Genomic DNA, 12,363 nt, shown 5'->3' on the forward strand with positions numbered 1-12,363 from the left:
CGCTCTTCTGGTCGGCGGCGATCGCGACATTCTGGCTGGTCAGATCCGTCATGTCATAGAGGTGGCACAGCAGTCGAACGTAACCCTGCGCATGGTCCCGCTGAGCGCAGGTCGCCAAGCAATGCTCTCTTCCGGCCTCACACTGATGCACTTCTCCGGTGAAGAGAGCTTCGTCTTCATCGAAGCCGCCGGAGGTATGCTCCCGCGTAAGTCGGGACGCGATGTGCGACGAGCCGAACGCGCCTTCGCTCGGCTCAAACGACACTCGCTGTCGCCGGAGGACACCATCACCGCACTTGAGCACAAGTTGGAAGAGTTGACGTGATCAGCAAGCACGACCCCTACTCCCACGATCCCGCTGACGCCGAGTGGGTCAAGTCCCCCTTCTCCGGCGACTCCAACGGCAACTGCGTGATCATCGCCCGCTTCGACAACGGCGACGTCTGGCTCGGCGACGACAAGAACCCCGACCGCCCCCACCTCGCCTTCAACCACAGCGAGTGGACCGCCTTCACCCAGGCCATCGAAGCCCGCGACCCCCGCTTCACCGCCTGACCACGCCCCCGGCCCGGCCCGTTCACCAACGGGCCGGGCCGCTGCCGACCGGGACTTCCGCGAGACGTCACCCGGGGGGCGACCAGTCCTGGTCCGCGCAGGTCAGCCACCGGTCAGTGGCCGTGCGTGCCTGGTCCGCCTGTTCCGGGGTCACGACGCCCTCGGCGTCCGGCGCCCGGTCGAGGAGCTCCCGGACCATCCTCATCTGGTCCGCGCTGACGGCCCAGCGCAGCCAGGTGGAGGAGCCGTCCTCGTGCCAGTCCATGATGTTCAGGGTGTGCCGAACGCTCATCATGTCCTCCCGCGTGTCGGCCCGGGCGGGCCCGGGCGCGCCTGGCTCCGGCCCCAGGGCGGGCCCGGGCCGACCGTCACCCTGCGATGCGGACGCGTTCGGCCTGCGGTCCCTTCTGGCCCTGGACGACGTCGAACTCGACCTTCTGGCCTTCCACCAGTTCGCGGAAGCCCGAGCTGTCGATGTTCGAGTAGTGCACGAACACGTCCGGACCACCGCCGTCCTGCTCGATGAACCCGAAGCCCTTTTCGGCGTTGAACCACTTGACTGTCCCAGTAGCCATGACCCCTCCTGGGAGAACGAGGTTGCGCTTCGCCGGGTCGGACGAAGCCGGTGCCGGAAGACTCGCCGACAAGAACCGACGTGGACACTCGTTCGGCAAAGAGCGGCTACCCGGTTCAACCGTAGAGCCGGTGCGCAAGCCTGTCCTGCGGAGGACGAGGAGGCCGGTCACGCCCCCGGGCACGCGGTTCCTTCCGCACACCCCGGCCGTCCCCGGGCCCGCGCGACACGGAGCCCAGGCCCCGCCGGGGTTCCGTACGACCAACTGCGCTCCCGGCCCGGCCCGTTCACCAATGGGCCGGGCCGCTCCCTCAGCTGATGCCGCGGACCGGCGGCTCGTCCCTGGTGCCGTCCTCGGCGACCACCGTGAACTCCTCCCGGCCCGCCGCCGAGAGGGCCACCGGGTAGAGCGAGGCGGTGTCGTTGACGTCCAGCTCGCGGCTGCGCCGGCCGGTCGCCGCGTCGATCCGGGTCAGCTTGTCACGGGTCATCGCCCACACCGACGCCCCGTCGACCAGCACGCCCGTCACCTGGTCGTCCAGGCCCGTCGTCCACCGCTTGGTGCCGTCCGCGAGGGAGTACGCGATCAGCCGCCCGGTGGCGGTGCGGCTCGGGTGCGGGCCGCCGCTGATGCTGACGTCGCCGGGCTTCTCCCCGGGGACGATGAAGAGGTCGCCGACGACCACACCGCCGTACAGCGGCCGGGCGCTGAACTCGTCGAAGGCGTGGACGCCGCCCAGCATCACGTCCAGGTCGTACTCGTCGCCGGAGACCGGTATGGCGGCGCGCTGGCGGCCCGCCCGGTCGAAGCTGAGCACCGCGTGGGTGCCACGCTCGGCCTGGGCGTCGACCCAGACCGCGAGCGGGTCGACGGAGACCACCATGAGGTTCTTGAGTCCGCCCTCGGCCGGCACGGAAGCCCGCGTCCGCCCCTGCCCGTCCCCGGGCGCCAGGGTGCGCACGACCCCCGTCCCGTCGGCGCAATCCGCGGCCGTCACCACGTCCTGGTCCCCGCCCGCGACCTCGATCGGCGTGCACCCGGCGTCGGGCGCGCTGCGCCACAGCTCCCGGCCGTCGGTCAGCCGGACGGCGCGCCAGCCGTCGGTGCCCTGCAGCACCGCCTGGGCGCCCGCGACCGCGACGAGGTCGGAGTCCGCGCTGTCGCCGTCCCGGGCGGGCGCGGCCACGGTGGCGGTCCAGCCCTGCTTGCCGTCCGTGAGGTCCAGCGACGTCACCGTCGCGCAGGGCTTGCCGTGCGGGGAGTGCCCGAGCAGGCCGATGCCGCCCGCGCCGATCCCCCGGCTCATCGTGCACACCGTGTCCTCGCCGGGCGGCGCCCAGCGCCAGGCGACCGCCCCGCCCCCGCTGCGGTAGGCCACCACCTCGTCCGGGCGGACCCGCACCACCAGGTCACCGCTGGTCCAGCTGCCGACCGCGCGAACCGTGGACGGCTGGTCCGGCGCCGCCTTCCAGGAGTCGTTGAGGCCGTCCCCGGCGAAGCAGAGGAAGATCCCCAGCCCGACCAGGGCGCCGACGGCCGCCGCGGGGAGCCCGCGCCGGGGGTGGATCAGCGCCCAGACGAAGCCCGCGCCGCAGGGCAGCATCCCGAGGATGCTGAGGGCACCCATCACCCCGAGGCTGTCGCCGCCGAACCCGTTCGCCGGGCCGAACAGCACCGCCAGGCCGAGGCTCGCGAACATGGCCCCGAGGGCTCCGCCGGAGACCACCATCCAGGTCTCCCCGTCCCTGGCGATCCTGGCGCGCCACCTCATCCTCAGCCGGACGCCGCTGTCCTCGGGCCGCTCGGCCATGCCGGTTTCTCCCCTGCGAAGCGCCGCCCACCACAATCGGGCGGCGATCATCGGATCGTCGCAGAGCAGAGCAAGATCCTGAACAAAGAGCAGGAAAAACCCCTCCCGCCCCTGCACATGGGAGGTCACACCAGCGCGATCGGGACGATTCCCCGCCCCGGCCCGGGTGCCCGGGCACCGCGTCGGAGGGCCGGCGGGCTGACGCCCCGGGGCGTCAGCCCGTCGCGAACACCGGCCGGTCCGGCACGAACTCGACGTACTCGAAGACCGCCCCGCCGGGGTGCCGGGCGGTGGCGTTGCGCCCGGTCGGCACCTCGTTGGGGCCGTCCAGCAGTTCCCCGCCCCGGCTCCGCAGCAGTTCCCCGAGGCCGTCCAGGTCGTCGACCAGCAGGGTGCTCTGCACCCGGCGGAACGGCGCCCGCGCCTCCTCCGTCCCCGCGACGACCAGCAGGCCGCCGATCCGCGCGACCTCCACCCCGGCGTGCGGGAAGCGCAACCCCTCGCGCTCGCCGGTGATTTCGCGCAGGGTGGGCAGCGCCTCGTCCAGATCGTCCACGTACACCCGGGCCAGCGTCGCCAGCACCTTCATCCTCCGACCTCCCTCTCCGCACGGCCCCGCCCTCGGCGGCCCGGGGCCGGCCCCTGAACAATTCGACTTTCCCGAACTGTCGAAGCGTCATACTAGACAGCGCACCGGGCCCGCCACCAGAGCCGGCCGCAGCCCACCCGAGGAATCCGATGCGGACTCTGCCCCAGCCCCACCCCGACGACTTCGACCTCGCCACCGTCCTGCACGCCCTCGGCGACCCGGTCCGCCTGGAGCTCGTCCGCCGCCTCGCCGAGGACGGCGAGACCACCTGCAGCCCCGAGGGGATGACCGTCCCGCGCTCGACCCTCTCCAACCACTGGCGGCTGCTCCGCGAAGCCGGCGTGGTCGCCGTCCGCACCAGCGGCAAGACCCGCCTGGTCACCCTCCGCCGGACCGAGCTCGACACCCGCCTCCCGGGCCTGCTCGGCGCCGTCCTGGCGGAGCTGGCCGCCGACCGCAGCGGGTGACCAACCGCCCGCCCCCCGGGGTAGGTTGAAACGGGCCCGAGCACGGGCACCGGATCGCGGGAAGGGGCGGGGGATGCAGCCGGGCGAGGTACTCGACGGTCGGTACGAACTGGTCGAGCAGATCGGCGAGGGCGCCTTCGGCGCGGTCTGGAAGGCCCGTGACGCACGCATCCAACGCCTCGTCGCCGTCAAGGTGATGCTCCCCGGCGGCAGCGGATCCCCCAAGGACGCGGCCCGGTTCGCCCGCGAGGTGGCCACGGCCGGCGCGCTCAGCCACCCCTCGATCGTCACCGTGCACGACTTCGGGCAGCACCGGACCGCCGACCGCCCGCTGTTCTTCCTGGTCATGGAGCTGCTCGACGGCGCCCCGCTCAGCCGCCACCTGGCCGACGGTGTACCGGAGTTGAAGCGCTCGCTGGCCTGGGCGGAGCAGATCGCCCGGGCCCTGGCCACCGCGCACCGGGCCGGGGTCGTCCACCGGGACGTCAAGCCGGCCAACGTGATGATCCAGTCCAGCGGCGCGGTCAAGGTGGTCGACTTCGGCATCGCCCGCACCGGCCACGCCGACGACGGCGTCACCAGCACCAACGTGATCGTCGGCACCCCCGCCTACATGGCTCCCGAACGCTTCGAGAACCGCAACCTGGACGCCCGTTCCGACCTCTACGCCTTCGGCTGCCTGCTGTACGAACTCCTCACCGGTCGAACGCCGTTCCGCGGCACCCTGTACGAGCTGATCCGCCAGCACGCCGAGGCCCGGCCGGCCGCCCCCGGGGACCTCCGGCCACCCGTGCCGCCGGAGCTCGACGCCCTCGTCCTGGACCTGCTCGCCAAGGACCCGGCCCGCCGCCCGGCCGACGCCGACGAGGTCGCCGAACGGCTGCTCCGGATCGCCGGAGCCGTCGGGGCCGTCTGGGGAGCCGGGAACGCCGGGGCCGTCGGGGCCGGTGGAACCGCGCTGCCCGGGGCCGCCGGGGCGCGCGTCCAGCGGCCCACCGTCCTCGACGCCCTCGCCGCCCACGCCGCCGCCGAACGGGACCCGTACGTCCTGGCCCGCCGCGAGGAGGCCGACACGCTGCTCGCCCGGGCCCGCGAGGAGGTCACCCTGCTCCGGAAGCAGTTCGAGGCCGAGACGGCGCTCCTCCGCCGCCAGGCCGAGCAGGACGTGAACGACATGCGGACCCTCACCGAGTCCGCGGCACAGCAGATCATCGCGGACGCCCGGGCCCGCGGCGAACAGCTCGAACGCGAGTCCGCCGCCCGGGCCGCCGCCAGCCTCAGGCAGCTCAGCGAGACCGAGCAGCGCAACGACCTGCTGAGCCGCCAGGCCGAGAAACTGCGCAGCGACGCGGAGCAGTTGCGGCGCAGCGTGGACAACGCCCGCCGACAGGCCTCGGACTTCCTCGCCGACGCGGTCGCCAAGGCCGGTCTCGGCCCGACGCCGGAACCCCGGTCGCAGTCGGTCGAGCCGCCCCGGTCGCAGTCGATCGAGCCGCCCGCGCAGCGGCGGAAGCTCCCGAGCGTGCAGGAGCTGCTCTCGGGCCGCGCCCGGGCGGGCCAGCGGAACGCCCAGGGCCCGGAGGACGAGCAGGGGCGCCGCCGGTAGGCCAACTCGCCGTGGTGCGTGAGCAGTTGGCATGGTAGCAAGCTTGGCCCGTCGTGACGCCACCCTCCCGCGCTCGCCCGACCGGGTGAGCGTCGACCCCCGACCGTTCGCACACACCCCGACGGCTCGTTCTGCTGTACATGACCCCCGCGCTCTCCACAGCTTCCGCACGCCCCGGACACGGCACGGCCCCGAGGCCGTCGTGGCGGTGATCGGCCGGGCCACGGCGGCGGTGCTCTCCCTCGCCATCCTGCTGGTACCGGCGGCCGTCACCCCCGGCGAACAGCGGACGCCCGCGGTCGGGGCCGGGTGGTGGGAGGTGTCCGCGAACGCCGCCAACGTCCGGATCGACCACTTCGGCGGCGACACCGTGACCGGGCTGGCCCGGTCCGGCGACCGGGTCGAGGTCGTGGACACCTGGACCTCCCCGCTCGGCGCCCGCTGGGCGAAGGTGCTGGTCACCCGCACCCGCGTCACCGGCTGGGTGCTGTGGGCCCTCCTGACGCACCGTGACCCGCCGCCGGAACCGTAGAATCCGTGTGTCCGGCCCGGCGCCGCCGTGGCCCGACAGTCCCCACAGCTCCCCTGGAAGGACCGGCGTGTTCCGAGCCCAGCGCCCGCGCACCGCACAGCTCACCCCGTGGGAGGGCGACGGCCCGGTCTCCGGCGTCGCCCTGCTGCTGCCCGGCGGGTTCATCCGCAGCCGGCGCGGACCGCTGCGGATCGCCGAACTGGGCCTCCAGGGGCTCGCCACCGAACTCAACGGCCGCGGCCGCCCGCACGGCCTCGCGGTGCACCTGCTGCGCTACCGCTACAGCGGCTGGAACGGCGCCGACGCCGACACCGCGGTCGACACCCGGTGGGCGCTCGACGAGCTCGCCCGCCGCTACCCGGGCGCACCGGTGGTGCTGATCGGCAACTCGCTCGGCGGGCGGGCGGCGTTCTGGTGCGCGGGGCACCCGAGCGTGGCCGGGGTGGCCGGGATCGCCCCCTGGCTGCCCACCGGCGACCGGGTCGACCAGCTCGCCGGACGACGGGTGCTGATCGTGCACGGCACTGCCGACCGCAGCGCGGCCAACGCCGCCCAGTCCCTGGAGTACGCGCTGCGCGCCCGGCAGGTGGTGCCAGAGCTCGCGCGCTACGAGGTGCCCGGGGGCAGCCATTACCTGGTCCGGCAGAGCGCCGACATCAACGCGCTGACCACGGACTTCACGCTGGCGACGGTGGGCGCCGAGGGCGCCTCGCTGGCGACCGGGACGGTCTGCACCCGGCTGCCGGCCCGCGCGTAGCCGGAGCCCGGAGCGGCAGCGCCGCCGGCAGGTGCCCGAGCAACGCCCTGGACGAGGCCTCGCCCCGGGCCACCGCCACGGCATGCTCACGCTCCAGGTGCTCGACCCCGGCCGGCGCCAACTCCCAGACGCCCTGCTCCACTTGCCAACAGGAGTGCCCGCTGGAGCAGCTCGCTGAGGACCTCCTGACCGTCACCCGCCGGCTACGCCTGGAGCAGTTCGTCCTGGTCGGCCACTCCATGGGCGGGAAGGTGTGCCAACTCGCCGCCGCTCGACGGCCGGCGGGCCTGACCGGGCTCGTCCTGGTCGCCCGGGCCCCACCACGACCGGCCCCCACCACGAGCCTCGACCAACGCCAGGCCCCCGCCCGTGCCCACGAGTCGTCCCTGACCCGACCACCCCGCCCCGCCGGCCCCGCCGGCCCCGCCGGCCCCGCCGGCCCTGCCGGCCCCGCCGACCCCGCCGACCCCAGCCGACCCCAGCCGACCCCAGCCGCAGAATCGCAGTGGCGATCCGCCACCCCTCCTGCCTATCGTCGGGGCATGACCACCCGAACCTTCCGCATCATGGTGCGCGGCGTCTTCGACGCCCTCAGCGACGAGCAACGCGCCGAACTCCTCGCCGCCGCACCCGAGCACGACGTCCTGCACGCCGCCTTCACCCGCGAGGGCCACCTCAGCTACGACCTCGCCGCACGGGCCGCCTTCACCTTCCGCTTCCTGGACGAGGGCGAGGCCGAGGAGGACATCCTGGAGGCCACCGAGCGGGCCGAGCAGGCAGCGCGGTCCTGGCTGACCGGCCGCGGCTACGGCTACAAGAACCTCCGCTCCCAGGCCGAGGACCTCTCCCAGGCGCCCCTCGGCAAGCGGCAGCGCCGCGCCGCCAACGCCGGCTGACCGACCCCCCTCCCCCGCCACCTCCTTGACGGCTCCGCCCATGGCTATACTTGAGTAGTCAAGGAGGTGGCAATGACAAGCCCGACGAACCCAGATCCCGACGCCGCCCTCGGCGCCGGCACGACCCTCAACCCCGACGCAGCCCCAGCCCCAGCCCCCCGCCCCGACCCGCTCGACACCGCCCTGCGCCTGGTCCGCGCCCAGGCCGCCGTGGTCAAGCGCTTCGACGCGAGCCTCAGCGGCCTGCACGGCGTGAGCCTGTCCGACTTCACCCTGCTGCTGCACCTCGCCCAGGCCCCCGGTGGACGGATGCGCCGGGTCGACCTCGCCGAGGCCCTCGGCCTGACCGCCTCCGGCGTCACCCGCGGTCTCGCCCCGCTGGAGCGGATCGGTCTGGTGGCCCGCGAGGCCGCCGCCCGCGACGCCCGGGTCGCCTACGCCGCCCTCACCCCGACCGGCCGCGAACGGCTCGCCGAGATGCTGCACACCGCCCGACAGGTCGCCGCCGAGCACTTCGCCCCCGCCCAGTGGAGCAGCGGTGACCTCACCCAGCTGTCCACCCTGCTCACCCGCCTCGGCGGCACCGCCCCCGAGCACCGGCACATCCCGAGGCCGTGACCAAGCCCGAGGCCGAGGCCGAGGCCGGACCCCCACCCAGCCGGCCACCCGGCCACCCCACGCCCTAGGCTGAACCGGAACCACCCGAACCACCCCTACCACCCGCCCCATCCGAACGGCCCGCACCACCCGCACCACGGCGCAACCCCCGCGAAGGGCACCACCATGACCCGCACTCCCGACCCGACGCCCCACCCGTCACCCGACCGGGAGCCCGCCCTCGCCGAGGCCCAACGCGCGCACTGGCAGCGGACGTACCACGCCCACCCCGGGATGTACGGCGAGCAGCCGTCCGCCCCCGCCGAGTACGCCGCCCGGACCTTCGCCGCCGCCGGCGCCCACCAGGTGCTCGAACTCGGCGCCGGCCACGGCCGCGACGCCCTCCACTTCGCCCGTACCGGATTCACCGTGCTGGCCACCGACTTCAGCCCGACCGGCCTGGAGCAGCTGCGCACCGCCGCCGCCGAGCAGGGCCTGGCCGAGCGGGTCCGCACCGCCGTGCACGACGTCCGCGACCCGCTGCCCCTCCCGGACGCCTCCGTCGACGCGGTGTTCGCCCACATGCTGCTCTGCATGGCGCTCGGCACCGAGGAGGTCACGGCGCTGGTCGCCGAGGTCCGCCGGGTCCTGCGCCCGGGCGGCACCTTCGTCTACACCGTCCGCCACACCGGCGACGCCCACTTCGGCGCCGGCACCGGCCACGGGGACGACATCTGGGAGCACGGCGGCTTCGCCGTCCACTTCTTCCCCCGCGAGCTGGTGGACCGGCTCGCCGAGGGCTGGCACCTCACCGAGGTCCACCCCTTCGAGGAGGGCGAACTGCCCCGCCGCCTCTGGCGCATCACCCAGGAGACCCCCCGATGACCACCCCCGACGCCGCCACCACCACCAACGCCGCCACCGAAGTCAGCGGCACAGCCGACCTCACCGTCGACGGCACCGGCCTGCTCTGCGTCCAGCTCCTGCTCCGCCTGCGCGCGCAGATCGCCCACCTCCCGGCCGGCGCCGTGGTCCACATCCAGACCACCGACCCCGCCGCCCCGCTCGACCTGCCCGCCTGGTGCCACCTGACCGGTCACGAGTACCTCGGCCCGGTCCCGTCCCCCGCCCCGGACCACGAGGTCTACGCCCTGCGCCTCACCTCGGCCCCCGTCCAGACCCGCCCCGACCGCCCCTGGCACCCCACCACCGCCGACTAGGCGCGCGAGGCCCCGTCCGAGCGGAAATCCCCGCGCGTCCACCCCTCCCCCCGGGTGAGACTGCACCCGTGCCCACCACAGCCCGCACAGCCCCCGCCCCGGACGCCCCGCGCGCCAACCAGCTCCTCGGCCACCCGCCCGACGCCCGCCTCCTGCTCCTCAACTGCGACGACCTCGGCCTGGACGAGTCCGTCAACCTCGCCGTCATCGAGGCCGTCCAGCAGGGCATCGCGGCCTCCTGCAGCCTGATGACGCCCTGCCACGCCGCCCCGCACGCGCTCCGACTCCTGCGCCGCCACCCGGAGATCCCCTTCGGCATCCATCTCACCCTGGTCTGCGAGGCGCCGCACCTGCGCTGGGGCCCGCTGGCCGCCCGCGACCAGGTGTCCTCCCTGCTCGCCCCGGACGGCGAGCTGTACGCCCCCACCCCGGCCGGCCGCGCCGCACTCGCCGCCGGGGCCCGACTCGACCACGTGGAGCGCGAGTTCCGCGCCCAGATCGACGCGGTCGAGGCGACCGGCCTCAGCCTCAGTCCGACCCACCTGGACTTCCACTGCCTGGCCGACGGCGGCCGTGACGACGTCCTCGACCTCACCCTCGCCCTCGGCGCCGAGTACGGCCTGGCGGTACGGGTCTGGCTGCCGCCCGCGCTGGCCCGGCTGCGCGAGCGCGGCCTGCCGGTGGTCGACCACGGCTTCCTCGACAGCTTCGCCGTCCCCCTGGACGACAAGCCCGCCCACTACGCCCGACTGCTCGCCGCCCTCCCGCCGGGCCTGACCGAGTGGGCCGTCCACCCGAGCCTCGCCACCGGCCCCCACCGCCACGTCCCCCCGCACCGCGACCAGGCCGACGACGGCTGGCGCGTGCGCCGCTCCGACTACGAGTTCCTGGTCTCCCCCGAGGCCCGACGGCTGCTCACCGACCACGGCATCACCGTGCTCGACTACCGTCCGCTGCAGGAAGCCTGGCAAGCCGCCGGAGGACCGGTCACGCCGTGGGGGCCCTCGCCCGCCCAGGTGTGCCACGATGAGGAGAAAACGTAACGGTCCGGCACCACAGGGAGGTTGACCACCATGGATCCGATCCTCAGTTGCCGATGGCTGGACCAGCGCGGCGAATGGGAGCTGGCGATCCGCCACAACGGCACCGACTGGGAGCTGTTGGCGGCCGCACCGTTCTGGTCGGAGTCGCTCCCGTTCGCCGACCCGGACGAGGTCCGCCGGTTCGCCCAGGCCCTGCTCGACCTGCCCGCCGAACCCGAGCCGTACGAGTTCGAGTGGCAGCTCTCCCGCACGGACGTCACCGACACGGGCACCGGGAAGCAGCACGACCTCTACGCGACCCTCACGGTAGGGCTGGACCCCCTGGACGACCACCGCCCCTACCTCGCCTACCAGTCGTACCACCACCTGAGCCACAGCACCGCCCTGGGCATGGAGGTGATCTGCGAGGACCCGCCGGTCGACCACCTCCGCGCCCAGGCCCACGCCTTCCTCACCAACTGCCCAGGCCCGCCGCGCCGGTGACTGTGACGGCCCGCCCGCTCAGCCGGCGGACCGCACCGCCCGCGCCGCCCAGTCCAGCACCGCCGCCGAACTCTCGGGCGCCGCCCACCCGTTGACCACCGCCAGCAGCTCCATGTACCGCTCCCGCCGGGGGTCCGCCATCGCCGTGAGCCGCTCCACCAGCCGGGCCCGCAGCGGGTCCGGCGCCCCCGCCGCACCCACCAGCCCCGCGTACCGCTCCAGCAGCACGGTGACCACCCGCGCCGCCTCCCCCGAACCCGAACCCGACACCGAACCCGACACCGAACCCGACACCGGCTCCGGCTCCGACCCCGACTCCGGCGCCACCCCCGCCGCCACCAGCGGACCGGCCAACTCCCGTACCAGCACCGCCAGTCCGGGCCGGGGCACGGACCCCTCGCCGCCCTCCGCGGCCTCGCCCTCCGCCAGCCCACGCATCAGTGCCCGGAACCCGGCGTCCCCGGCCAGCTGCGCCAACTCCACCCAGGCCTCGACCTGTTCGGCCGACGGATCCTCCGGCAGCTCCGGCGTCAACGACCGCGCGACCCCGCCGAACCGCCCACCCCGCACCTCCGCCACACCCGAACCCCCCGAACCCCCCGAAAGCCCGGAACCCCCCGACCCGAACACCTCGGCCAGGAACTCCCCGACCAGGCGCCCCCGTTCACCCTCCGTCAACTGCGCCAACTGGTGCACGAGCGTCAACTCCTCTGCGGTCGCCCCGCGCACGGCCACCGCCCGCAGCACCGCCTGCCGCAGCCGCAGCACCCGGATCCGCGCCTCCAGTGCCGCAGCGTGCGCCGCAGCGACCTCGGCCAGCGCACGCTCCCGCCCCAGCACCTGCCGGACCTCCGGCAGCCCGAGCCCGAGTTCCCGCAGGGTACGCACCAGATCCAGGCGGGCGACGGCGTCCGCGCCGTACCGCCGGTGGCCGGCCGGGTTGCGGTCGGCCGGCGGCACGATCCCCTGGTCCGAGTAGAACCGGACGGTCTTCACCGTCAGCCCGGTCCGTCGGGCCAGCTCACCGATGGTGAGGAACGAGGGGAGCGCATCGCCGTTCATGCCCACCACCCTGCCGCCTCCCCCTACGGGAGGTGCAAGCCGCCGACCGGGCCGGGGGCCCCCCGCCCGGGCCGGCCCCAACCCGGCCCCGCGGGGGGGGCCCCCCCCCACGCGGGGCCCCCCCCCCCCCCCCCGGACAACCCGGGCCGGCCCGGGAAGTGGGGGCCCCCC

17 protein-coding genes and 1 pseudogene are annotated in these 12,363 nt (G+C 74.6%); 13 read left to right on the plus strand and 5 right to left on the minus strand.

The genetic code is table 11. The features are described 5' to 3' along the window. Both ACFWIS_RS33655 and ACFWIS_RS33660 read left to right on the plus strand, forming a co-directional pair. A partial coding sequence (locus ACFWIS_RS33655; RefSeq protein WP_380524179.1) for a Scr1 family TA system antitoxin-like transcriptional regulator occupies nucleotides 1-325 on the plus strand: 325 nt, incomplete at its 5' end. After that, nucleotides 322-555, plus strand: coding sequence for a DUF397 domain-containing protein (locus tag ACFWIS_RS33660; protein ID WP_380458537.1), 234 nt, complete (start codon nucleotides 322-324; stop codon nucleotides 553-555). The genes ACFWIS_RS33655 and ACFWIS_RS33660, both read left to right, overlap by 4 nt. Before the next feature lie 67 nt (nucleotides 556-622). Here ACFWIS_RS33660 and ACFWIS_RS33665 read toward each other — a convergent pair whose 3' ends face one another. The 4 genes from ACFWIS_RS33665 to ACFWIS_RS33680 all read right to left on the minus strand — a co-directional run bounded on the left by ACFWIS_RS33665 (nucleotide 623) and on the right by ACFWIS_RS33680 (nucleotide 3,529). After that, nucleotides 623-847, minus strand: coding sequence for a hypothetical protein (locus ACFWIS_RS33665; RefSeq protein ID WP_380458539.1), 225 nt, complete (start codon nucleotides 845-847; stop codon nucleotides 623-625). 76 nt (nucleotides 848-923) lie between these two features. Then, nucleotides 924-1,130 (minus strand): cold-shock protein, encoded by a 207-nt coding sequence (locus ACFWIS_RS33670; RefSeq protein WP_380458541.1) that lies wholly within the window; start codon nucleotides 1,128-1,130, stop codon nucleotides 924-926. Between the two features lie 310 nt (nucleotides 1,131-1,440). Beyond that, nucleotides 1,441-2,940: a PQQ-binding-like beta-propeller repeat protein gene (locus ACFWIS_RS33675; RefSeq protein ID WP_380458543.1), complete on the minus strand. Its 1,500-nt coding sequence runs from the start codon at nucleotides 2,938-2,940 to the stop codon at nucleotides 1,441-1,443. Nucleotides 2,941-3,154: 214 nt separating this feature from the next. Beyond that, a complete protein-coding gene (locus ACFWIS_RS33680; protein WP_380458545.1) occupies nucleotides 3,155-3,529 on the minus strand; it encodes a VOC family protein in 375 nt (124 codons plus the stop codon). Between the two features lie 149 nt (nucleotides 3,530-3,678). Between ACFWIS_RS33680 and ACFWIS_RS33685 the strand changes: the two genes are divergently transcribed. From ACFWIS_RS33685 to ACFWIS_RS33735, 11 genes and pseudogenes are all read left to right on the plus strand, one after another. Further along, the gene (locus tag ACFWIS_RS33685; protein WP_380458547.1) at nucleotides 3,679-3,996 is read left to right on the plus strand and encodes an ArsR/SmtB family transcription factor; all 318 of its coding nucleotides are present in this window, start codon (nucleotides 3,679-3,681) and stop codon (nucleotides 3,994-3,996) included. Nucleotides 3,997-4,069: 73 nt separating this feature from the next. Continuing rightward, nucleotides 4,070-5,602, plus strand: a complete 1,533-nt coding sequence (locus ACFWIS_RS33690; RefSeq protein WP_380458549.1) for a serine/threonine-protein kinase — start codon at nucleotides 4,070-4,072, stop codon at nucleotides 5,600-5,602. A gap of 202 nt (nucleotides 5,603-5,804) precedes the next feature. Next, on the plus strand, nucleotides 5,805-6,134 hold the full coding sequence (locus ACFWIS_RS33695; protein ID WP_380458551.1) for a hypothetical protein: 330 nt from the start codon (nucleotides 5,805-5,807) through the stop codon (nucleotides 6,132-6,134). Between the two features lie 67 nt (nucleotides 6,135-6,201). Further along, nucleotides 6,202-6,891: an alpha/beta hydrolase gene (locus ACFWIS_RS33700; RefSeq protein ID WP_380458552.1), complete on the plus strand. Its 690-nt coding sequence runs from the start codon at nucleotides 6,202-6,204 to the stop codon at nucleotides 6,889-6,891. 47 nt (nucleotides 6,892-6,938) lie between these two features. Next, nucleotides 6,939-7,241: pseudogene (locus ACFWIS_RS33705) on the plus strand (alpha/beta fold hydrolase); the annotation flags it as partial. 192 nt (nucleotides 7,242-7,433) lie between these two features. Next, complete coding sequence (locus ACFWIS_RS33710) at nucleotides 7,434-7,787, plus strand: DUF6204 family protein (protein ID WP_380458600.1); 354 nt, start codon at nucleotides 7,434-7,436, stop codon at nucleotides 7,785-7,787. Nucleotides 7,788-7,859: 72 nt separating this feature from the next. Further along, complete coding sequence (locus ACFWIS_RS33715) at nucleotides 7,860-8,405, plus strand: MarR family winged helix-turn-helix transcriptional regulator (protein WP_380458554.1); 546 nt, start codon at nucleotides 7,860-7,862, stop codon at nucleotides 8,403-8,405. 165 nt (nucleotides 8,406-8,570) lie between these two features. After that, nucleotides 8,571-9,269, plus strand: coding sequence for a class I SAM-dependent methyltransferase (locus ACFWIS_RS33720; protein WP_380458556.1), 699 nt, complete (start codon nucleotides 8,571-8,573; stop codon nucleotides 9,267-9,269). Beyond that, nucleotides 9,266-9,604, plus strand: coding sequence for a sulfurtransferase TusA family protein (locus ACFWIS_RS33725; RefSeq protein WP_380458557.1), 339 nt, complete (start codon nucleotides 9,266-9,268; stop codon nucleotides 9,602-9,604). Before ACFWIS_RS33720 ends, ACFWIS_RS33725 begins: the two co-directional genes overlap by 4 nt. 68 nt (nucleotides 9,605-9,672) lie before the next feature. Further along, on the plus strand, nucleotides 9,673-10,647 hold the full coding sequence (locus ACFWIS_RS33730) for a ChbG/HpnK family deacetylase (protein ID WP_380458559.1): 975 nt from the start codon (nucleotides 9,673-9,675) through the stop codon (nucleotides 10,645-10,647). A 30-nt stretch (nucleotides 10,648-10,677) separates the two neighbouring features. Continuing rightward, complete coding sequence (locus ACFWIS_RS33735; RefSeq protein WP_380458561.1) at nucleotides 10,678-11,130, plus strand: hypothetical protein; 453 nt, start codon at nucleotides 10,678-10,680, stop codon at nucleotides 11,128-11,130. Between the two features lie 18 nt (nucleotides 11,131-11,148). On the opposite strand, the gene ACFWIS_RS33740 is transcribed toward ACFWIS_RS33735, so the two are convergent. Then, nucleotides 11,149-12,192, minus strand: coding sequence for a MerR family transcriptional regulator (locus ACFWIS_RS33740; protein WP_380458563.1), 1,044 nt, complete (start codon nucleotides 12,190-12,192; stop codon nucleotides 11,149-11,151). Between the last annotated feature and the right edge of the window lie 171 nt (nucleotides 12,193-12,363).

Origin of the sequence: Kitasatospora sp. NPDC127060, assembly GCF_042724935.1 — a bacterium.
Taxonomy (GTDB): Bacteria; Actinomycetota; Actinomycetes; order Streptomycetales; family Streptomycetaceae; genus Kitasatospora.

Excerpts from the sequence above, each read along its gene's own strand:
- ACFWIS_RS33665 (WP_380458539.1), bottom strand. The coding sequence starts at position 847 with ATGAGCGTTCGGCACACCCTGAACATCATGGACTGGCACGAGGACGGC.
- ACFWIS_RS33680 (WP_380458545.1), bottom strand. The coding sequence starts at position 3,529 with ATGAAGGTGCTGGCGACGCTGGCCCGGGTGTACGTGGACGATCTGGAC.
- ACFWIS_RS33670 (WP_380458541.1), bottom strand. The coding sequence starts at position 1,130 with ATGGCTACTGGGACAGTCAAGTGGTTCAACGCCGAAAAGGGCTTCGGG.
- ACFWIS_RS33690 (WP_380458549.1), top strand. The coding sequence starts at position 4,070 with ATGCAGCCGGGCGAGGTACTCGACGGTCGGTACGAACTGGTCGAGCAG.
- ACFWIS_RS33675 (WP_380458543.1), bottom strand. The coding sequence starts at position 2,940 with ATGGCCGAGCGGCCCGAGGACAGCGGCGTCCGGCTGAGGATGAGGTGG.
- ACFWIS_RS33740 (WP_380458563.1), bottom strand. The coding sequence starts at position 12,192 with ATGAACGGCGATGCGCTCCCCTCGTTCCTCACCATCGGTGAGCTGGCC.
- ACFWIS_RS33710 (WP_380458600.1), top strand. The coding sequence starts at position 7,434 with ATGACCACCCGAACCTTCCGCATCATGGTGCGCGGCGTCTTCGACGCC.
- ACFWIS_RS33735 (WP_380458561.1), top strand. The coding sequence starts at position 10,678 with ATGGATCCGATCCTCAGTTGCCGATGGCTGGACCAGCGCGGCGAATGG.
- ACFWIS_RS33685 (WP_380458547.1), top strand. The coding sequence starts at position 3,679 with ATGCGGACTCTGCCCCAGCCCCACCCCGACGACTTCGACCTCGCCACC.
- ACFWIS_RS33725 (WP_380458557.1), top strand. The coding sequence starts at position 9,266 with ATGACCACCCCCGACGCCGCCACCACCACCAACGCCGCCACCGAAGTC.
- ACFWIS_RS33715 (WP_380458554.1), top strand. The coding sequence starts at position 7,860 with ATGACAAGCCCGACGAACCCAGATCCCGACGCCGCCCTCGGCGCCGGC.
- ACFWIS_RS33720 (WP_380458556.1), top strand. The coding sequence starts at position 8,571 with ATGACCCGCACTCCCGACCCGACGCCCCACCCGTCACCCGACCGGGAG.